Here is a 21,457-nt window from a genome sequence, read left to right as displayed (position 1 = left end):
TTGTTTTTTTTTAGTACATGCTTCGTCATTTTTATGATTTCTCTAGTCACGATACTTCGGGATTAGGATTGAATCATGACGATTTCAATAGTGTTTATATTTTGGCGCAAAATAAAGAAAATTGTTGGAATGATTTTGCTAACGCATTCAAATTTCACAAAAAAAATCCCAATCTATTTCTAAATTGGGATTTCTGGAATTATTTTTGAAATTATGATTTCAACCACGCTTGTTTTAAAGTGTTTTTAGTTGCATCAGTAGCCTTTAGACCTTCTTTCTCTTCATAAGGAAATTTCACCTTTCCTTTGATTATTTGTTCTTTACCGTCGCGTTTTATTTTTATTGCGATGGCTTCGTCTTCTTTCCATTTTTGACTTTCAGTAATCATTTCGTAAATATTATCTAAGGAATACGGTTTGTCGTTAATAGCTACTATAATGTCACCTCCTTTTAAATCTAGGTTAGTATAGAATACATTCAATTCCATATTTGGAATCACAATGATTTCTTTGGTAGCTTGATTTACAGTGATGTAAGGCATTTGTCCTTTTAGGAATACATTTCCAGGTACTTTCTCCATGGATTTAGTAACTCCTACTTTGGCTAAATACGTATCATAAGGAATTGGTGTAGCACCTGACACATAAGTTGTCAAAAAAGCGCCTACTTCAGGATAAGTAAATGAGGTTATCTTAGCAAAAAGCTCAGTGTCATTAAATGGTTTTGAAGCACCATATTCATTAGATAATTTTTGCATCAAATCAAGAATTCCTCTTTCTCCATTGCTTTTTTCTCTAATTATGATATCTAAACACATTCCGATAAGTGCTCCTTTTTCATAAACATTAAGGTATTGTGCTTTGTATGGTTCGGTCAACACATTAGCACTCATGGTTGTGAATGGCATGGTATCATTCATTGCATTGGCATGCTCAATTTTTTCTGCCATACGTGTGTAGAACTCTTCTTCTGGGATTAAGCCTTGATTGATTTGAAAAAGATTGGCAAAATATTCTGTTACACCTTCATACATCCATAAATGTTCTGACATTTTAGGTGTGTTGTAATCAAAATAGTGAATCTCTTTAGAATGAATCGTAAGTGGCGTTACAATATGAAAAAATTCATGCGAAACCACATCTTTCATTGATTTAACCAATTCATCTTTTGGCATCATTTCAGGTAAAACAACTGTGGTAGCAGTTGGGTGTTCTAACGCTCCAAACCCTTTGGCGTCAGTAGGAGCCATGCTTGATAGGTATAGTAAAACACTATATTTTTTTGTAGCATTGATTTTTCCTAAAAAGGTTTTTTGAGCAATCATCATCGTTTTCATCTCTGGAGTGATGCTTTCTGCAGTCACTTTTCCACTAGGAGAATAAACGCCAATCAGTATTTCCATGCCATCAACCGTAAAAGTAGTATAGTCTGGCTTAGCATACATGATTGGATTTTCAACTAATTCAGCATAGCGAGGTGTGGTAAACACATCGTTCGTCGTACTAGCATCTTGATCTGTCATTGAAGTTGCACCCCAAAGCGTCTCTGGATGTGAAATACTCACACTGTACGGAAGGTCTTTTTTGTCTTGAAAGTAACCAGCAAAACCGTGCATGTTTAACATGAAGTTTTTTCCGGCGTCAATGTTTGTTCCTGCTGGAGAAAAAACATCATTTTGACCAAAGCCACTTCCTTTTTCAGTGTCAAATGTATCGTTTACCAAATAAGTTATTTTTACTAACGCTTTTGCATTTTTAATATTCCAAGTATTATCATCTGTTTTGGTAACAGTCAATGCATTTCCTTTGCTGTCAAATGCTTTAAAATCCTCAATATATTTACCATAATCATCTATAGAATAGGTTCCAGGAACAATTTTAGGAATACTATAGGTTACTTCATCTGTACTGATTTTTGGGGAAGTAATCGTGACCAATACTTTGTCCTCTTTTACATCATTCAAATTAATAGCAACTTTTACTATGTCAGTAACAGATTTTGAGTCATTAGTTGTAGTACTGGCAGTTTTACAGCTCAAAAGAACCGATGCAAATGCTAGTGTAAAAAATATTCTTTTCATTTTGTGTGATTTTATTTTATATTAGTCTTTCAAATTGTAAAATTGTTACAGTTAATAAGGACTAGAAAGTTTTTTAGTTCTTTAAAATAGATTTGGAAATAAAAATAAATTTTATTGATTGTTCAGTTGATTCATCACGAGGTCTGGATTTTCAACTTCGATAATTAGTTTATGGTAATACGAATCTTTGAGTTCTACAATAATGGCGTTTTTTTTATTGCAAACGTCCCAAAAATTGCGTTTTCCCTTCTTTATAAACGTTCCGGCTGTAATTACCCAAGGTACTTGGGTTCCGGGCATCTTCCAACCAATCCAAAAGGTAAATTCATCGTTGCTTTGATACGCTCGGATTATTTTATCTTTCGGTACTTTAATTTTATTTTCAAAAGCCCAAAATTTATGACTTCCTAGGATATCAAAAACAAATTCGTTTTCGTTTGATGTTACTGAAACCATTAGTGTTTTGTAAGAAGTGAGTGGTCATAAAAACAAAAACTCCCGAATATATCAGGAGTTTTATTTCTAATCTAGTTTGTTTTTTATATAATATTTACCATCCAAATCTTCATCAAAATCATCAATCTTAACTGGTTTTGGTTTTGGTTTATTTGCAGTTGCTTTCTTTTTCCACATTTCAAATTTTTCTGCGGGCATTTTCTTTTTCATGATTTCAAGAACTTCTTTTTCGGCTAAACCAAATTCTTTTTTTATGATTTCAAAAGGATTTTTTTCTTCTAAAGCCAATGTAACAAGTTTTTCTGTTTGCTCCCAGTTCAATTCTTTACGGTTACTCTTTTTCATCACGTGAAAATTAATTCAAATAAGTTGTTAATGATTAATAAATTGCATTTTTAATTACATCCAATATTAAGAAAAATAATAATTACTTTTTCTCAAAAAGTAAATTTTTTTATACTTTTTAACTATTTTCCTTTAAAGGTTGTTTTTGAAAGGGTATTTTTAATAAATTTTTTAATTCATTGTGTTCTTCGGGCTTCAAATGTGTGTCGATTCCATAAATGATTTCTTCTTTTGGAAGCATCATAAAAGTTCCAAAAAGTCTATCCCAAATAGAGAATATATTGCCATAATTACTATCCGTATATGGTAAAACATAATGATGGTGTACTTTGTGCATGTCTGGTGACACGATGAAATAACTCAAAATTGTATCTACTTTTTTCGGAAGTGAAATGTTAGCATGATTGAATTGTGTGGCAACAACAGATAATGTTTGGTACAGAAAAACCATCCACATCGGGCTTCCAACAATTAAAACACCAAGGGCCGTAAATGTAAACCGAATTACACTTTCACCTGGGTGATGTCTATTCGCTGTAGTGGTATCAATCCAAGTATCGGTATGATGAATCAAGTGAAAACGCCATAAAAATTTGGTTTTATGCTCTACTAAATGCACCAGATAAGCACCAATTAAATCCAATAATAGTAATCCAATAAGGGCATAGAGCCATAACGGCATTTCAGGTAGCCATTGTAAAATTCCAAAATTGTTGGCAATACTCCAATCAGCTGATTTCAATAATATAAACGCCAAACAAAAGTTGATTACAATAGTGGTTAAGGTCATAAAGATGTTGATGCCTGCATGATGCCATTTCTTGTACGTGAAATTAAATAATGGAAAAGCATTTTCGATTAGCCAAAAAAAAGTAATTCCACCCACAAGAATTAAGCTTCTATGAGATGAAGGAATGGTAGAAAAATAAGCAATAATATCATTCATAATTGGATTGTTTATTTCAAATTTAATACTTTTTATTGAAAATAATTATTTGATTATTCGGAAGGTACCATTTATTCTGGGTCCAATGGGTTTGGCAGTTTTCGGAATTTGGTGCTTCCAGTAATGCTGTGTGGTGCCTTTCATTAGTAATAAACTTCCGTGTTGCAGTACGATGCTTTTTTTTAGGTCTTTATTGGAATTGTGTTTCAGCTGAAACGTGCGTTCTGCGCCAAAACTCACTGAAGCAATTACAGGATTTACTCCTAATTCTTTTTCATTATCGGCGTGCCAGCCGTTGCTGTCTTTTCCGTCGCGGTACTGATTGAGTAAAACGGTTGTAAAATTGACTTCAGCTACCTTTTCGATTTGTGATTTTAGCTTTTGCAAAAGCAAATTCCAAGGATGGGGCTGCATGGTTATGTTTGAATAGGAATATGGTTTTCCTTCGTTTCCAAACAAAGCAGTCAAGCGAGGTTGCTGATGAATTTTTCCAAAGACTCTGATATCATCTTGCTGCCACGGAATTTCGTGTGTTAATTCGGCAAAAATAATATCGGCTTGCTTTTTGTCAAAAAACTGCGGATAATAGATAATTTCAGCGTCTGGCAATTGAAGAAATAGGGGTTCCGATGTGGATTCAAATAGCTGTTTCACAATTTTATGTATATTGGTAAGCCCAGAAAATAAGGACTAACTGTAAAGGCATTCGCAAAAGCAAAACCCATTTTGGTAAACCCATTCTTGCTTTTTCATCAAAATACATGTAAAGATGTGTTGGGAAAATAGCAACTAGCAAAGCAATTATTCCCCAAGCACCATAATGGGATAGCGTAGGAATGCACAGGGCAATGCCTAGAATTATTTCAGCTAAACCGCTGATGTAATTCAGTGCCTTTGGATTCGGGAAATAAGGCGGAATGATTTTTAGGTACAGTCTCGGGTTTCTGAAATGGTTTAATCCTGCAATAAAGTAAACAAAAGCCATCACATATAAATGCCAAGGTAAATTCATAATAAAGTTATTTATCACGAATTTATAAAAATTTAAATGAAATTAGCACAAATGTTTTAAATAGAAATTAAGCCTTTTTCTTAAAATTCACATTCATAATCACAATTGCCAAGATGATTAAAATAATTCCAACCCATTGAAGCAGAATTACTTTTTCACTCAAAATAAAATACGCCATTAGTACAGAAACAGGTAGTTCCAGTGCCGAAACAATACTTCCTAGCCCAATTCCTGTTAAAGGAAATCCTGCGTTTAAAAGCATTGGCGGAATAATAGTTCCAAATAGAGAAAGTATAATTCCCCATTTGAGGAAAATACTAAAATTAAAATCTTTTGCAGTAGAAAAAACTCCTAATGCATCAGCCATTGTTGGAAATTGATTTGGAATTATTTGTGTAAGTAGTGCGAAAATTAAAACTATTATTCCGCCACCAAAAAGCATGTAAAGACTTCTTTGCGCCGATGAAATTTCGGTTGCAATTCTATTTGCAGTAAACATTGTTGTGGTAAATGAAGTTGCAGCTAATAATCCAAAAAAGATTCCTAATGGATTTAATTTCACATCAGAATATAGTAAGTTAGTTGCTAAAACAGTACCAATTAACACAATTATTACAGATATAGTTTTAACTTTAGAAGGTGCTTTTTTCTCTAAAAACCATTCCAATAGAACGCCAATCCAAACTGTTTGCATTAAAAGAACAATAGCAATTGAAACAGGAATGTCGAATTTTACCGCTAAATAATAAAAAACGCTCGTTAGTCCAGTGGAAGTTCCAGCAAGCATTAATTGTGATTTGTTTTTTTTAGACGCTTTAACCGCTGTATTGTTGTTACGGTTTCTTTGAAAGGCATTAATTAATAAAATTCCAATAATTCCAAAAACAAATTGTGAAACAGTTACTTCTGCAGTTGTATAATTTTCATCATAAGCCATTCTTACAAATGTTGCCAGCATTCCATAACTTGTTGCACCAAGACCTACTAAGAAAACTCCTTTTAATACACTATTCTTTATCATTTTTTCAATTTTAAAAAGCGGGCAAAGATAGTTGAATTTATTTACTAGCGCATTGGTTTTTTTGTAATAAAATTATTGTAAAATCTGTAACAAATAATATCTTACAAAGTCTTATAACAAAATCAATTAAAATAGCTATGAAAAAATTAGGTCTAATCGCCTGTATTACTTTTGCTGGTGTTTTTGCAGTTTCTGCCCAAACTACTCCTGAAAAAGCTGCCGAAAAAACGACAGAGTTGAATGAGGTTACCATTGTAAAAACAAAAAAAGCGATAGAGCAAAAAGCAGATCGTACCATTTTTAATTTTGCGGACCAACCTAGTTTAAATACAGGTTCTGTTTTAGAAGGTATAAAAAAACTACCCGGCTTAATCGCTTCTGATATTGCTGGAATGATGTATCAGGGAAAACAACTGGATGTTTTTATGGATGGTAGACCACTGAATATTTCTACTACTGAACTCAACGCTTTCTTAGAAGGAATGCCTGCCAATGCAATTGAAAAAATCGAAATTATTACGCAACCTGGAGCTGAATTTCCTGCAACTTCTGGTGGAGCGATTTTGAATATTATTACCAATAAAAATGCGAAGAATTACCTAAGTGCTACCTATACTAACAGCACGAGTTTTACAAGTTACGATGCGGTGCGATGGAGGATGAATAATAGTATTTTATTGAGTGCCAAAAACAAGTATTTTGGATGGCAATTAAATTTGGGACAGAATTATAGAGAAAGTGCGGTTTGGACATCTTTAGAGAAACAGGAAAATGGCATGAATTCGTTACTTTCCAAAACCGATGCCGATCGTACGGGAAGAAATAATTTTGTAAAATCCGCTTTGACATTTGATATTGGGAAAGACCGTTTGTTGTTGAATTATGATATCACTCACAATAATAATGATAGTAAAACTTTAGGAACTGGACCTGGTTTTAGCACGAATGATGCCTCAATGAGTACCGGCTTGCGTCAAGATGCGGTGGTAACCTATCAGAAAAAATTTAAAGATGCTGCCAAAAAGCTTGAATTTAAATTCAATTATAATAACAATACCAATGATTTTGAATTAAGTCCGATAGCTAATTCGGCATTAACTTTGGCCAATTCTTCCAATCAAAATTTGTATAATGCTAAATTTGATTACTCGCAACCGATCAAATTTTCTGATGAGGGAAAAGTAAGCTTTGGTAGTTTGTATGAAGAATTACTTTTCGACGCAGCAAGTAAAGGAGTCACAAATTTAGAATATAAACGAAGAACTGCCGCCTCTTATATTGAACTTCAAACTAAATTTGATAAAGTCAATTTTATTCTTGGTGGTCGTGCCGAAGATTATAATATTACGGGTAAAACAGAAGAGACTGCATTAACGGCTTTCAAGCAATTCCGATTTTTTCCAAATGCAAGCGCACAGTACAATGTTAATAAAATGGTCTTTTTTAATGTAAATTACAATAAAAAAATTACGTTGCCGAGTACATCAGCATTGAACCCAAACAACACCAATTACCAAAATCCAAATGTAGATTATTCTGGTAATCCCAATTTACAACCTACTATTTTTGATAATTATGAGGTAAAATTAAGCGCTTTTGATTATGCTTTTATTAGTTACAATATCAGTTCAGCAAAGAACCAAGTAATCAACAGGGTGACGCTTGATAATGATTTAGTTATCAATACAAATGAGAATATTCCGGCAGTAAAGATTCATAATTTTAGCGTTGGAATGCCAATTCCGTATATGCTGTTTACCAAAGGGCTAGCTGAAACCATGAAAATGAATGTGAATCCTGATACGATGAACTTTTTGTATGTGTATACGGGCTACCAATACCACCAAATTCCAAATGTAGATACCAATGGATTCTGGATGTTTAACTTGATGTCGCAGTTAGTATTGCCTCAAAAGATAAAATTTGTGGCCAATTACAACTACGTTATTCCAAAAGGGAATTATTTTTATTTCATAGCCGTAGAGCCTATTAGAAATGCCCTAGATCTTACTTTTTCTAAAAAGTTTCTAAAAGACCAATTGACACTTTCTATTTATGCGGATGATGTTTTGAATACCAACAGGAATGCTTTCAATTCATTTGAAACGCCTTTATTGATTAGTAGTAAGCAAGATACGAGAAAATTTGGTTTTAGCCTGAATTATAAGATTCCAACAAAAAATAAGTTGGCTAAAGAAAACCCCAATTTATTGAACAAAGAGAAGAAGGAAGAAGACGGAATTTTAAATCAATAGCGTTTTCTGTAACTATAAAAAGAGCTGTAAAATCGATTTTACAGCTCTTTTTTTATGTCTTTTTTGAAACATTATTTCTGAATCAAATCGCTCAAATGCAATCGCAAAGCATTTACAGAAATACTGATTTCCCAAAATGATAATCCCAACGAAATCAATAGTCCCAATAAACTCAGCCCAAAAAGATAAATTCCAGCGGTTTGTTGTTCTAAGAACAATAGTAGCATTGCAAAAACAGATAGAAATAGACTCAAAACGCCTGCCATTTGCATATTTCGAATTAATGTTAAGCGCAAGTTCAGATTTTTGATTTCTAATAAAATCATGTTATTCTCTTTTTCCTTGTACGTTTTTTTAAGTCCTCTTACAATTGTGGCAATAGTCAAAAACCGATTGGTGTAGGCCAGAAGAATTAAGGAAGTAGCACCAAAAAGTAAGGCAGGAGTTTCTATTTGTAAAATCATAAATTTAAGATTGAATTGAGTTTCAAAGGTCGTTATCTTTTTTTATAACTTTGATTAGTAGCGGCAAAAAAACGGCAAACTTTTGTCTTTGGGTTTTAATACCAATCTGACTCGTTTAAGTGAGTACTTAGGGATTTTTTATTTATTCCAATGCTCGATTCTGTAATTTAATATAGTCGAGTCTTTTGTTAATTCTATTTTCAAAGTTTGCAATTGAACTGGATCTATATCTCATCCGATTACTATTAGTAACTGTATCCATTGTAATTAAGCATCAAAAACAAACCCAATAAAATCAATTCTAGCTCATTTTATAATGAGGCATAATTTCTAGCGAAACTAAAATAGTGATCTTCGGTTGTCTTGACTTTATACCTTGTAGACATTTTTATGTTACTTGTATTTTTTGCTCACTATTGTGGGCGCAGTTTGCAAAACTACGCTAACAACAGTGGAATATTGGCGCGGTCGGGACGATTTAAATTATTGTTTGTGAAAAGGTTTTAAAAAATAAGACTTAATATCAAATACTATTTATCCTTCAAACTGCTGATAATTGCCATCACATCTTGATCGCCCAATCCTTTTTGTTCTGCTGCGGCGTAACTATCATACAAAGGGTGAATGAGTGGCGAATCGAGTCCGGCTTCTTTGGCCAGTCTTAAATCTTTGACTAAATGTTTCAACGCAAATGCTGCCGGATAAGAATCGTTCAGAATGGAAGGCGTTTTGATATTCGTAATTCCGTTGCCACAAGCACCTTGGTTGATAATGTTGAGCATGTCTTCTTTGCTTACGCCGTTTTTCTCGGCAAATAGAACCGTTTCGGCTATGCCTTGAAGATTCAATCCCAATAAGTAATTGATGGCTAACTTAGCCGAACTTGCCACGCCAGGTTCGCCTACGTGAATCGCAATTTTACCCAAAACGTCAAATATGGGTTTCGCTACTTCGTAGTCTTCATTTGATGCACCTACAAGAATGACCAATGTTCCGTCTTGTGCCGGTTTTACACTTCCAGAAACGGGAGCATCTATAAAATGTATTTGATTTTGGTTGCAAATGGTGTTTAAATAACGCGAGGTTTCTGGAGCAACCGTACTCATATTGATGATGGTTTTGCCCGAATTGGATTTAGACAATAGACCTGTTGGTCCCTCAAAAACTTCTTTGACAGCTGCGTCATTGGATAACATCGTCAAAACGACGTCGCAAGTTTTCATTATTTCTTGCAAACTGCTTGCTGATTTTGCTCCTGCAGCCAGTAATGGCGCTTCTTTCTCTTTGGTACGATTGAAGACAGTTACTTCAAAACCCGCTTTGAGCAGGTTCATCACCATTGGATTTCCCATGTTGCCAAGACCTGTCCATCCTAATTTTAATTTACTCATAATTAGTGTATTATTTGTTCATTGTGGGCACAGTTTGCCAAACTGAACTAACTATTGTGGCATATTCGCGCGGTGGTACTGCAGTCATTGCGAGGAACGAAGCAATCGCATTTAGTTTATTAGTTATTTATTTACTCCTATTTGTGGGGAATGAATGCATAAAGATATAGTAATCGCGTTGCAAACGCTACGATTGTGCTCTAAATTAAAAAAGGCACTCGTTGCAAACGAGCGCCAGTGGGAGCTCCAGCTAGCTCAAAATGGCTGTTGGCAGATGTATTTATTTTTTCGTCCAATTTATAAACTCATTCATAACTTCTTTCCAATGTTCTTTTTCGTAATTTGCTCTTCCATTATCATTAACTTCAAAAAAGTTATGTTCTAAGTTTAAGTATCTTTTATATGTTAAATTATCTTTTGCGTTTTGGATATAAAATAAAGGAACTAAATCACATAAATCAGAAGCAATATCATTTGTTCCATAAGCTAAATAAGTAGGTATTTTGATTTGTAACCAATCATTTAATAATGGTCTTGAGAAAGATTTCCAAGCTAATAAATTTGGATTTTCTTTTAAAGTTTCTTTATTATAAGCTTCTCTATACATTTGATATGTGTTTTCGATATATTCATTAGCTTTTTCCCAAGTGATTTCTTTTCTTTCGGCTTCCTTTCTATAGTTTCTAATGTTTTGGTCAATTCTTCCAAATGGGTTTGCACCAAATAATCCCAAATGTGTAACTTTCTTGTTGTTTAAAGCAATAAGTGTTGCAACTTTAGAACCTTGAGAATGTCCAGCAACTACTAATTTTGAATTATCTACCCATTTCTGTCTTCGCAAAAAATTTAAAACTTTTTCTGCTCTATATTCATAATTCTCTAAAAAATCTGCTTTTACATATTCCTTATCAAATTCATCGGGTTCTTCTACATTTGGAATATAGCAATAAGATTTATTTAAGTTTTTTTCATTAACAATTACAGGAGTTTTCGGCATTGAAATGACAATTAAATGATAGTTCTTTTTTATTTCATTTATGTCGAAATTTGTTATTCCACCGCCAATCATCCATATATTTTCTTTTGCTGGTTTTACGAATAATGGCATTGGCAAAGAACCTTGACAAAATAAAAAAATAGGTTTTATTTCGTCTAAATTAGTATCGATTAATACAAAATTGATAGTATCCTTTTCTTTTTTGATACTGAATTGAATAGCTTGATTATTTATTATATTTAGTTTCTGTCCAAAACTTATTTGGATTAAAAGCAATAAAAATAATGTCGTTTGTAGTTTTTTCATAATATATCTAACTTATATATTGCCAAAGCAAACCTTCGTGTATGCACCCAAATATGGGTAGATTGTCGCTATTGAATTGTGCTTTATATTTTCTCAAATATATTAAGTTTTTCTTACAATTTTTATTGAAAAGAATAAACGTTATAATTATTTCGGTTTGCGTGAGGGAGGGAAGCGGCATCCTTTATTTTCTTTCTTTAAGAAAATAAAGATACAGCGTACCGCCCGACCCAAAGTGGCGAGGAGGAACGACAAAGCTGCTGCAGGGTCACGCCCAAAGGAACAATCTCACTTTTTCCATCCTTTTTATGAAATTTCTAAAAAAAGTATATCTTTAGCCAACTAAAACCAAAACCCCAAAACCTTAAACCAAAAAAAAATATGGAAGACCAAAAACCAGACGATTTTAAAAGAGAATTAGGATTACTCGACGGAACCATGCTTGTGGTGGGTTCTATGATAGGTTCCGGGATATTTATTGTAAGTTCGGATATGGTTCGCCAGTTGGGATCTGCCGGTTGGTTGATTGCTATGTGGGTGCTTACGGGCGCTATTACGGTGATTGCCGCCGTGAGTTATGGCGAGTTGAGCGCGATGTTTCCTAAAGCGGGTGGTCAATATGTGTACATCAAGGAAGCGTACGGGAAACTGGTGGGTTTCTTGTACGGTTGGAGCTTTTTTGCCGTGATTCAAACCGGTACCATTGCTGCCGTGGGTGTCGCTTTTGCTAAGTTTGCCGCCTATTTATACGCACCTTTAAGTGATAAAAATATTTTATATGAAATAGGGGATTTCAAACTCAATGCGGCTCAGCTTGTTTCTATTTTTACGATTATTTTGTTGAGTTATGTGAACAGTCGCGGGGTGAAAAACTCTAAGATTTTACAAACGGTGCTTACGGTGGTCAAAGTGCTCTCGCTAGCGGGTTTGATTGTTTTTGGTTTTATTGCTGCGGATGGAGCAGTTTGGGATGCGAATTGGGCCAACGCTTGGTCAGCTCAAAGCCTGAATGTAGATACTGGCGAGTGGTTGCCTATTGGTGGTTTGGCATTAATTAGTGGTATTTCGGCGGCCTTTGTGGGTTCGCAATTTTCGAGCGTGGCTTGGGAAGGAGTAACTTTTATTGCGGGTGAAATTAAAAACCCAAAACGGAATGTGGGCTTGAGTTTGTTTTTGGGAACCTTGATTGTAAGTGTAATTTATATTTTAGCCAATGTGATGTACTTGGCAGTAGTGCCTTTGTTTGATATTGCTACTGCTGAATCGGATCGTGTGGCGGTGGTTGCTTCGCAAACTATTTTTGGATCGGTGGGAACTTTGATTATTGCTGTGATGATTATGATTTCGACTTTTGCGTGTAACAATGGTTTGATTATGGCTGGTGCTAGGGTTTATTATACGATGGCTCAGGATGGTTTGTTTTTTAAGAAAGCGGCCCAACTGAATAAAGCAAGTGTTCCTGCATGGTCTATTTGGGCGCAGTGTATCTGGGCTTCGGCTTTGTGTCTGACAGGGAAATACGGAGATTTGTTGGATTTTGTGGTAATTATTGTTTTGATATTTTACATCTTAACCATTTATGGGATTTTTATTTTACGTAAAAAAATGCCAAATGCAGAGCGTCCGTATAAGGCCTTTGGTTATCCGTTACTGCCAGCACTGTATATTTTAATTACGGTGGCAATTTGCATGGCGTTATTGTATACAAAACCATCTACATGTGGCTGGGGCGTTTTGATCATGCTAATAGGTATTCCAGTGTATTATTTGACGAAAGCTAAGGAATAGTTTTTTTAAAAATTATGAGTTATGAATTATTAATTTGTGGATGTTAAATCGAATTTTTAAATATAACTTTTTGGAAAGCAGTTAAAATCCGTTTAATCCGCGTCATCTGTGGCTAAATTCGGTAGAATAACAAAAAAGCTTAAATAAAAAAAATCCGTCTCGTTGTGATAACGCGACGGATTTTCTATTGAATTCAGGTTGGGTTGTTGTAAAACTAATGGCTAAAACTAAAACTAAAAAAATACTACCACAATCCACAACCTGTAAACGGTAGGCTAGTAGTACGTAAAACGTCTTACTTTAGCAATGTATTTTGCCAATCGGATTACTTGGTGGCTGTATCCGTATTCGTTATCATACCAAATGTATAACACGATATTTTTTCCATCTTTTGAAACGATTGTGGCATTACTGTCATAAATAGCAGGTTGCGATGTACCAACGATATCCGACGAAACCAACTCGTTATTCATCGAGTATTTTATTTGCTCAACCAATTCGCCTTCCAATGCGTATTTTTTCATGATGGCATTGATTTCTTGAATTGAAGTTGTTCTTGAAACTTCCAGATTCAAAACCACTAAGGAACCGTTAGGAACCGGCACGCGAATCGCATTTGAAGTTAATTTTCCTTCTAATGACGGTAATGCTTTTGCAACAGCGCTTCCAGCACCTGTTTCGGTAATCACCATATTCAAAGCTGCAGCTCTTCCACGACGGTATTTCTTGTGCATGTTATCTACAAGATTTTGGTCGTTAGTGTAGGCGTGAATGGTTTCTAAATGCCCTTTTACAACTCCCAGAGTATCTTCGACAGCTTTTAAGATTGGCGTGATGGCATTTGTGGTGCACGACGCCGCAGAAAAAATGTTGATTTCATCCGGATTGTATTCGTTGTGGTTTACGCCATGAACAATATTTGGAACTCCTTTTCCGGGAGCGGTAAGTAATACTTTGTCGGCACCTTTGGAAACTAAATGGCGGCTCAATGCTTCGTGTGTCGTAAAAGCGCCTGTGTTGTCAATTACCAATGCATTATCAATTCCGTAGTGTGTATAATCAATTTCTTCTGGACCATTTGCCGTTATCACGTGAACGGTTGTTCCGTTAATAATCAAAGCATTGTTTTCAGGATCAGCAGTTACTGAACCTTGAAAATCACCGTGAATTGAATCATAGCGCAATAAGGATGCTCTTTTTTCAAGCGAAGTTGCGTCATTTTTATCGCGGGTAACTATTGCACGCAAACGCAATTGACTTCCTTTTCCAGTTTTAGACATGAGTTCTCTGGCTAATAATCGACCAATACGACCAAAACCATACAGCACCACATCTTTAGGCTGTACTTCCTCAGAATCTTTTGCATTTTTAAGTTTGTCAATAACAAAATATTTAGCATCTGGATATTTATCCTCTTCTAAACCAAATTCATAGGTAAGTTTACCAATGTCTAATTTAGCTGGAAGTAAATTCAATTCTAAAATCGCTTTTGCAATTTTAACCGAATCAAATACTGAAATGGGTTTGCCCACAAATTCAGCTGCATATTCATGTAGGTTGATAATATCACTGACATTTCTATCAATTAATTGGTTGCGGAATAAAACCATCTCAATGGATTTATCATACCATAAATCGCTGATGATTTTAATCAATTTTACTCCTGCACGTCGCCTGTCGGCTTGAAAAGAAACTTCTTTTTCGTATAAAGTTGTGGTTGCCATGTTGAAAATTTAATGAAAATAAGTGATTGTATTTTTTAAAATTTGCGCAAAAGTACCCATTTCAATCGATTTCGTAACGTATTTTAAGAATTATTTGTAAAATAAAAAGCCACCTTGGTTTACAAGATGGCTTTGGTTTCAAAAAAAAAGAGATGCGTCAGAGAATCACGCGCATTACTTCTCCATTTTTATTAATCATTTCAATGCGTACCGTTTGGTTTTCTTCTTTTTTACTTAAAAGTTTAGAAACGGTTTCTACATCGGTAGCTTTTACATTGTCAATACTCAAGATGATATTGCCTAGCAACTCGTCTTCATATTGCTTTAAGTTTTGGCTGTTTATAGACTTAATTCGTACGCCATAATCAATTTTGAATTTCTTTTTGTCAGCAGCTTCAATGTTTTCTAACTCGATACCTTTAAACTCCGCATTAAAAAATTCATTTTTACTCAGTACAACAGGTACAATTTTGGTTTTGCCATCTCTCATAAACGTCACTTGTACTTTGTCATTTGGCCTTTTGGTATTGATGTAACCAGAAAGATCAGCAAATGTTGCTATATTTTGCTCGTCTAATTTAATGATAACATCGCCTTTTGTAAGTCCAGATTTTTCGGCACCAGAATTTTTAGTTACCTTATTAATGTAGAATCCCTGTGTTTGCGTAATTCCTAATTCTTTGGACGTAATGCTGTTCAGTTCGCCTCCTTCAACGCCAAGAATTCCGCGTTGCACATTCCCAAATTCCATAAGATCCTCGATAATTTTTCGGGCAATATTCGAAGGAACTGCAAACGAATAGCCTACATAAGAACCAGTCATAGAGGAAATCATCGTGTTGATTCCTATCAGTTCACCACGCGTGTTGACTAAGGCGCCACCACTGTTTCCTGGATTCACCGCAGCATCTGTTTGTATGAAAGACTGGATTCCGCTGGTGTCTAAATCTCTGGCTTTCGCTGAAACAATACCAGCGGTTACCGTGGAGGTTAGATTATATGGATTTCCGACAGCCAAAACCCATTCGCCCACTTTAACCGAATCAGAATTGGCAAAAACAGTATACGGTAATTTCTCATTCGCATCAATTTTTAATAAAGCAATATCCATTTTAGAATCGGTTCCAATGAGCTTTGCTTGATATGATTTTTTGTTATTCAGGGTAATTTCAATTTCTGATGCGCCTTTAATCACGTGATTGTTGGTCACAATATAACCGTCCTCAGAGATGATTACGCCAGAACCTGTTCCTACTTGTTCTTGGGATTGTCCGCCTTTATACCCATAAAAATATTCTAAAATGGGGTTTGTAATTGTTCTTCGAGAAACGTTTTTTACATGGACGACTGTATGAATGGTTTTTTCTGCAGCTTCAGTAAAATCAAGTACATCCGATGACAATCCTACTTTTTTTCCGTAAGAGTTGGATGCTGTTGTTACCAAAGAGTCTTTATCATTAGAAAAATAACCATTAGTGTCAAATAATAACTTGTATGAACCTAGTGTTACTACTCCGCTCAACAGGGAAACTAAAAATAGTGTTGAAAAATTTTTCATAATTAAATTCGTTTATTAAGATATTTACTCGTAAAAATAAAAATAAAATAGCTTCGTAAAATACAGTTTAACGCTCTTTAACAATGATTAACATTTCATTAATAGTTCGTACTTTTGTAACACTCAATAGAAATTAAAATGCAACTAGAATTTTATAAATACCAAGGAACAGGAAATGATTTTGTGATGATTGATAATCGTTCGGAGTTTTTTCCAAAGGAGAATACACAACTCATTGCGCATTTGTGCGACAGGCGTTTTGGGATAGGAGGTGATGGTCTTATTTTATTGGAAAATGACCCTGAAACTGATTTCAAAATGGTTTATTACAATTCTGATGGAAACCAAAGTTCTATGTGCGGTAATGGTGGACGTTGTTTAGTGGCTTTCGCCAAAAAGCTGAACGTAATCGAGAATAAAACTACTTTCATAGCTACAGATGGTTTGCACCATGCCACGGTGGAACCAGACGGATTAGTTTCACTCCAAATGATTGATGTGGCTGAGGTAAAAGTCAGTCCAGATCATGTGTTTCTAAATACGGGCTCGCCACACCATGTACAATTGGTTGATGATTTAGAAAATTACAATATAAAAGAAAACGGAGCTGCTATTCGATACGGTGATTTGTATGGTAAAGCAGGAAGTAACATCAACTTTGTCAAACAAATTAATGAAACCACTTTTTCGCTACGAACGTACGAAAGAGGCGTAGAGGATGAAACACTTTCTTGTGGAACAGGAGCGACTGCAGTTGCAATTGCGATGAATGTTTTGGGAAAAACGGACGCTTCGGAAATTGATTTGAATGTTGAAGGCGGAAAATTAGTCGTTTCTTTCGATAAAAAAGAAGGACAGTTTACCCATGTTTTCTTGAAAGGACCAGCGGAATTTGTATTCAAAGGGAGTATTGAGATTTAAACAAATTCTAAATCAAAAATGAAAACATTAAAAGGTGACAATATCTATATTCGAGCATTAGAACCCAATGATTTGGAGTTTGTGTATGCCATAGAAAACGACCAGAGCATTTGGGAAGTCAGTAATACGCATACACCTTACAGCCGATTTTTAGTCAAACAATATTTAGAAAATGCCCATCAGGATATTTATGAAGCCAAGCAATTGCGATTAGCTATTTGTCAGGATCAGGATTTTCCGGCCTTAGGTTTAATCGATTTATTTGATTTTGATCCAAAGAACAACAGGGCAGGAGTGGGTATAGTAATCCAAAATAACGAAAATCGAAAACAGAATATTGGCTCCGAAGCTTTGGGGTTATTAATCGAATATGCATTTTATAATCTTAATTTACACCAATTATATGCAAATATTGGCACCGAAAATGTAGCAAGTACGGCACTTTTTACTAAATTTGGTTTCGAAAGAATAGGCGTAAAGAAAGATTGGACGCTGGTAAATGGTGTCTACAAGGACGAAGCTATTTTTCAATTAATCAATACTAAATTTTAAATTTTTTAGTTTTGACTCGCTACCGTTTCAAAATCAAAGTAATAGGAATCATGTCCATGTTATGGCTCCACGTAAAAAAAATACCACTTATGAATATTAAGAAGATAATTAGCATTGCCTCAGTTGTTGTAATAGCAGTATTAATGATTTATGGATTGATACTCTTGAAACAAATTTTTTCTGCCAACACAAAATTTTCGGATAAAGAGGTTTATGTCTATGTTCCCACTGATTCAAAATATGAAGATGTAAAGAAGATAATTGCGCCTTATGTCGAGAATATGGATCGTTTTGAAATGGTAGCCAGCAAAAGAGGGTATACTGATAATGTGATCCCGGGTCGTTTTTTATTAACAAAAGGAATGAACAGTTATGAATTAGTGAAAAGTTTGAGACTTAACTCACCCGTAAAACTGTCTTTCAATAATCAAGAACGTTTAGAAAATTTAGCTGGACGTGTAGGTTCTCAAATAGAAGCCGACAGTGTATCATTATTGAATTCGTTCAAAGATTCTATTTTCTTGAAAGAAAACGGGTTTAATGAAGAGAACGTTTTAGTGCTGTTTATTCCTAATACCTATGAGATTTATTGGAATACTACGGCTGAAAAGTTCCGCGATAAAATGATAAAAGAATACCGTAATTTTTGGAATAAAGAAAGAGTTGCCAAAGCGCAAAAACAAGGATTAACCCCAATTGAAGCAACGATTCTGGCTTCTATCGTTCATAAAGAATCAGTAAAAAAAGACGAGCGACCTAGAATTGCAGGTGTTTATTTGAATCGGTTAAGAGCTGGAATGCCCTTACAAGCAGATCCTACCGTTATTTTTGCGATGAAAAAGAAATCGAATGATTTTGACCAAGTCATCAAAAGAGTTTTTTACAACGATTTGACAATGGTGCATCCTTATAACACCTATATGAATTTGGGACTTCCTCCGGGACCTATAGCGATGCCGGATATTACAGCTTTAGAAGCAGTATTAGATCCTGAAAAAAATAATTTCATTTACTTCTGCGCCAGTGTAGAGCGCTTTGGGTACCACGAGTTTGCGGCTACTTTGGAGGAACATAATAAAAATGCCAAAAAATATTCAGATTGGATTAACAGTCAAGGGGTAAAAAGATAGTTTTGGGATGGGATAAAAAGTTTGTTTTTTTGCTGTTGTTTTGGATGGTTGCGCCAATTGGTTTTTCACAAAACACTGCAGCTAGTTTCTTTAAACCAGCAGATTCTTTACAGCTAAAAAGACAAAACGCAGTTGTCATTTCCGAAGCAGTTTTGGCCACGGGAACTTTAATAGGTTTAAACCAAGTTTGGTATGCAGATTATCCCAAATCCAATTTTCATTTTATAAATGACAATGAGGAGTGGCTTCAAATGGATAAAGCAGGTCATGTGTTTTCATCGTATCATTTGGGACGATTAGGTTCCGAAATGCTACAGTGGAGTGGCGCTACTAAAAAAAATCAATTACTTTACGGAGCAGGTTTAGGATTTGCTTTTTTAACTGCCGTTGAGGTTTTAGATGGTTATTCCTCTGAGTGGGGCGCTTCATTAGGAGATATTGTTGCTAATGCTTCTGGAACTGCTTTATATGTTTCACAAGGATTAATGTGGAAGGAACAACGTATTACACCCAAATTTTCTTTTCATACCACTAAATATGCTAGTTACAGACCAGAGGTATTAGGTAGTTCTTTCTCGGAGCAAATTTTAAAAGATTATAACGGACAAACGTATTGGCTTTCAGTCAATTTACATTCTTTTGCTAAAGATTCTAAAATACCAAAATGGCTTAATGTGGCATTGGGTTATGGAGCTGATGGAATGATAACTGGAAATATTGAAAATGTAACCCCAATTTCAATTTCTAATCCAAAAAGGTTTAGGCAGTTTTATCTGAGTTTAGATGTCGATTTGACAAGAATTAAGACTAAATCTCATTTTTTGAAGACCGTTTTCTCCGTTCTTAATACGGTTAAGATTCCTGCTCCAACTATCGAATTTGTGCACTTAAACGATATAAAATACCACTTCATCTATTTTTAGAAAAGTTTAACTACTTGATTATCAGTATAATTATTTTTGTTGTACCTTTGCGCATAGAAATTTCTTAACGGGACAGCGTTTTGAAGAAAAACAATTTATGATAAAGAAGTGGTATTTTTACACTAGTTTGACTGTGATTACAGTTTTTTTAAGCTCCGGTTTTAAACCGTTTAACTTAGAAACCAGCCCTTGGTTTCTCATCAATGAAGAAGAAGGAACACACTACTTATTTCCTTCTGAACAACAAGAAGATTACATCAATTCGAACATCCCTTTTACTGGAAATTTTTTCGTAGGATTTAGAGAAGCAATTGGTTATAGAGAATCTGAAAGCAAATACAGAAAAATTAATTCTTTAGGATATTTAGGCAAATACCAATTTGGTATTGAAACATTAAAGTCAGTTGGAGTTCGTAATAGTACTACTTTTTTGAATAGTCCAGAATTACAAGAAAGAGCATTTATAGCACTATTGGCTAAAAATAAATGGGAGTTAAAAAAAGAAATTGAAAAATACGAAGGAACAATACTCAACGGAATACAAGTCACTGAATCTGGAATTTTAGCTGCGGCTCATCTTGGTGGTGCTGGATCAGTAAAAAAGTACTTCAAAAATAAGGGTAAGCGTTATTTTAGAGATGCTTATGGAACTTCCATAAGAACATATATGAAACTATTTGGGGGTTACGATACTTCGTTTATTGTAGCTGATGGTAATGCTAGCGTAAAAAACATACAAATCTAAATAGTAGTTTAAGCAATATAAAAAAGGCTGTCTAATTAATTTTGGCAGCCTTTTTAGTATTCTAAATCGAATTTTATTTCGCTTTAAGGATTTCTCCATTTGGACGTACCACTAATTTCATGGTTTCCTTATCCTTTTTGATTTTAATGTTATATTGTTTTTTGATAACATCTCCATCTGCTTGTGAATAGAGAAAACTATCATTTACAATAGACCAACCAGGATAGGTTCGATAAATTGAATAAATAACTTCACCTGGAAGTTTTACGTTTTTGAATTCTTCCACAACGCGTATTAATTTTCCATTTTCATTATAAGTAGCGGTCAAAGAACCGTTTTTTACTTCCATTACTACGAGGTATTCTTCAAATCCTTCAGCATCTTTACCTAGATCGAAGGCAATAAATTTTTCTTCTACAGTTCTTACTCTTTGATCAGGATTATTGTCAGGAATATAAACAGAAAAATCGGTTCCAACTCTTTTAATAACCACACCAGGTAATTCTTCGATTTTAATTTTCCCTTTCGAAGTCTCTTGTGAATATGACGCCATAGTAACGCTTAAAAAAAGTATTATAATAAGTGCTTTCATAATATTTAAGTTTTAAATTAATTAATGATTTTTGCAATTGCAATAGACTAATAAATTCTAAGGCTTATCTTTTTACTTCCCCTTCTTTTATTTATATAATTATCTATATATCAGTATTTTAAAATTTTAATTTTTTAACAAAAACAAATATTCTTATGTAAATTTAGCTTTTTAATTCAGGTTTTAGCGTTAACTTATACCATAAATTATGTTAATAAAATCAGTTAAATCATTTCTTTTTTAATAGGAAT

At 34.4% G+C, this 21,457-nt stretch carries 20 protein-coding genes; 7 read left to right on the top strand and 13 right to left on the bottom strand.

Annotated elements, in window-relative coordinates:
* Window positions 1-211 precede the first annotated feature (211 nt).
* The 7 genes from V5J73_RS11310 to V5J73_RS11280 all read right to left on the bottom strand — a co-directional run bounded on the left by V5J73_RS11310 (window position 212) and on the right by V5J73_RS11280 (window position 5,860).
* A complete protein-coding gene (locus V5J73_RS11310) occupies window positions 212-2,080 on the bottom strand; it encodes a M61 family metallopeptidase (protein WP_338645962.1) in 1,869 nt (622 codons plus the stop codon).
* 111 nt (window positions 2,081-2,191) lie between these two features.
* Complete coding sequence (locus tag V5J73_RS11305) at window positions 2,192-2,536, bottom strand: hypothetical protein (protein WP_338645960.1); 345 nt, start codon at window positions 2,534-2,536, stop codon at window positions 2,192-2,194.
* Between the two features lie 66 nt (window positions 2,537-2,602).
* Window positions 2,603-2,881, bottom strand: a complete 279-nt coding sequence (locus V5J73_RS11300; protein ID WP_035670363.1) for a DUF2805 domain-containing protein — start codon at window positions 2,879-2,881, stop codon at window positions 2,603-2,605.
* A gap of 118 nt (window positions 2,882-2,999) precedes the next feature.
* Entirely contained in the window at window positions 3,000-3,827 is an 828-nt protein-coding gene (locus V5J73_RS11295) for a sterol desaturase family protein (protein WP_338645958.1), read from the bottom strand.
* Window positions 3,828-3,872: 45 nt separating this feature from the next.
* The gene (locus V5J73_RS11290; protein WP_338645956.1) at window positions 3,873-4,481 is read right to left on the bottom strand and encodes an alpha-ketoglutarate-dependent dioxygenase AlkB family protein; all 609 of its coding nucleotides are present in this window, start codon (window positions 4,479-4,481) and stop codon (window positions 3,873-3,875) included.
* A 4-nt stretch (window positions 4,482-4,485) separates the two neighbouring features.
* Complete coding sequence (locus V5J73_RS11285) at window positions 4,486-4,839, bottom strand: DoxX family protein (protein WP_338645954.1); 354 nt, start codon at window positions 4,837-4,839, stop codon at window positions 4,486-4,488.
* 67 nt (window positions 4,840-4,906) lie between these two features.
* Window positions 4,907-5,860 carry a DMT family transporter gene (locus V5J73_RS11280; RefSeq protein ID WP_338645952.1) on the bottom strand — a complete coding sequence of 318 codons (954 nt, stop codon included), beginning with the start codon at window positions 5,858-5,860 and terminating at the stop codon, window positions 4,907-4,909.
* A 137-nt stretch (window positions 5,861-5,997) separates the two neighbouring features.
* Between V5J73_RS11280 and V5J73_RS11275 the strand changes: the two genes are divergently transcribed.
* Complete coding sequence (locus tag V5J73_RS11275) at window positions 5,998-8,115, top strand: outer membrane beta-barrel family protein (protein ID WP_338645950.1); 2,118 nt, start codon at window positions 5,998-6,000, stop codon at window positions 8,113-8,115.
* 71 nt (window positions 8,116-8,186) lie between these two features.
* Here the strand turns inward: V5J73_RS11275 and V5J73_RS11270 are convergent, their stop codons facing one another.
* From V5J73_RS11270 to V5J73_RS11260, 3 genes are all read right to left on the bottom strand, one after another.
* Complete coding sequence (locus tag V5J73_RS11270; RefSeq protein WP_338645948.1) at window positions 8,187-8,579, bottom strand: DUF2721 domain-containing protein; 393 nt, start codon at window positions 8,577-8,579, stop codon at window positions 8,187-8,189.
* Between the two features lie 530 nt (window positions 8,580-9,109).
* Window positions 9,110-9,970, bottom strand: coding sequence for an NAD(P)-dependent oxidoreductase (locus V5J73_RS11265; RefSeq protein WP_338645946.1), 861 nt, complete (start codon window positions 9,968-9,970; stop codon window positions 9,110-9,112).
* A 280-nt stretch (window positions 9,971-10,250) separates the two neighbouring features.
* The gene (locus tag V5J73_RS11260) at window positions 10,251-11,273 is read right to left on the bottom strand and encodes a hypothetical protein (protein ID WP_338645944.1); all 1,023 of its coding nucleotides are present in this window, start codon (window positions 11,271-11,273) and stop codon (window positions 10,251-10,253) included.
* A 381-nt stretch (window positions 11,274-11,654) separates the two neighbouring features.
* On the opposite strand from V5J73_RS11260, the gene V5J73_RS11255 reads away from it, so the two are divergent.
* Window positions 11,655-13,061: an APC family permease gene (locus V5J73_RS11255; protein ID WP_338645943.1), complete on the top strand. Its 1,407-nt coding sequence runs from the start codon at window positions 11,655-11,657 to the stop codon at window positions 13,059-13,061.
* Between the two features lie 275 nt (window positions 13,062-13,336).
* Here the strand turns inward: V5J73_RS11255 and V5J73_RS11250 are convergent, their stop codons facing one another.
* Both V5J73_RS11250 and V5J73_RS11245 read right to left on the bottom strand, forming a co-directional pair.
* Complete coding sequence (locus V5J73_RS11250; protein WP_338645941.1) at window positions 13,337-14,785, bottom strand: glyceraldehyde-3-phosphate dehydrogenase; 1,449 nt, start codon at window positions 14,783-14,785, stop codon at window positions 13,337-13,339.
* 157 nt (window positions 14,786-14,942) lie between these two features.
* Window positions 14,943-16,343 (bottom strand): trypsin-like peptidase domain-containing protein, encoded by a 1,401-nt coding sequence (locus V5J73_RS11245; RefSeq protein WP_338645939.1) that lies wholly within the window; start codon window positions 16,341-16,343, stop codon window positions 14,943-14,945.
* 138 nt (window positions 16,344-16,481) lie between these two features.
* Here V5J73_RS11245 and dapF point away from each other — a divergent pair, with 138 nt between their 5' ends.
* The 5 genes from dapF (at window position 16,482) to V5J73_RS11220 (ending at window position 20,614) form a co-directional block, all read left to right on the top strand.
* On the top strand, window positions 16,482-17,264 hold the full coding sequence (gene dapF, locus V5J73_RS11240; RefSeq protein ID WP_338645937.1) for a diaminopimelate epimerase: 783 nt from the start codon (window positions 16,482-16,484) through the stop codon (window positions 17,262-17,264).
* A gap of 18 nt (window positions 17,265-17,282) precedes the next feature.
* Window positions 17,283-17,816 carry a GNAT family N-acetyltransferase gene (locus tag V5J73_RS11235; RefSeq protein WP_338645935.1) on the top strand — a complete coding sequence of 178 codons (534 nt, stop codon included), beginning with the start codon at window positions 17,283-17,285 and terminating at the stop codon, window positions 17,814-17,816.
* A gap of 89 nt (window positions 17,817-17,905) precedes the next feature.
* Window positions 17,906-18,946: an endolytic transglycosylase MltG gene (gene mltG / locus V5J73_RS11230; RefSeq protein ID WP_338645933.1), complete on the top strand. Its 1,041-nt coding sequence runs from the start codon at window positions 17,906-17,908 to the stop codon at window positions 18,944-18,946.
* A gap of 44 nt (window positions 18,947-18,990) precedes the next feature.
* Window positions 18,991-19,869, top strand: a complete 879-nt coding sequence (locus V5J73_RS11225; RefSeq protein ID WP_338648621.1) for a DUF2279 domain-containing protein — start codon at window positions 18,991-18,993, stop codon at window positions 19,867-19,869.
* 97 nt (window positions 19,870-19,966) lie between these two features.
* The gene (locus V5J73_RS11220; RefSeq protein WP_338645931.1) at window positions 19,967-20,614 is read left to right on the top strand and encodes a peptidoglycan-binding protein LysM; all 648 of its coding nucleotides are present in this window, start codon (window positions 19,967-19,969) and stop codon (window positions 20,612-20,614) included.
* Window positions 20,615-20,687: 73 nt separating this feature from the next.
* On the opposite strand, the gene V5J73_RS11215 is transcribed toward V5J73_RS11220, so the two are convergent.
* Window positions 20,688-21,206 (bottom strand): hypothetical protein, encoded by a 519-nt coding sequence (locus V5J73_RS11215; RefSeq protein WP_338645929.1) that lies wholly within the window; start codon window positions 21,204-21,206, stop codon window positions 20,688-20,690.
* Window positions 21,207-21,457 lie beyond the last annotated feature (251 nt).

The sequence above is a fragment of the Flavobacterium sp. KS-LB2 genome, from assembly GCF_036895565.1.
Taxonomy (GTDB): Bacteria; Bacteroidota; Bacteroidia; order Flavobacteriales; family Flavobacteriaceae; genus Flavobacterium.
Note: the sequence above shows the minus strand (reverse complement) of the source record. Positions and strands in the feature narration are given on the sequence as shown.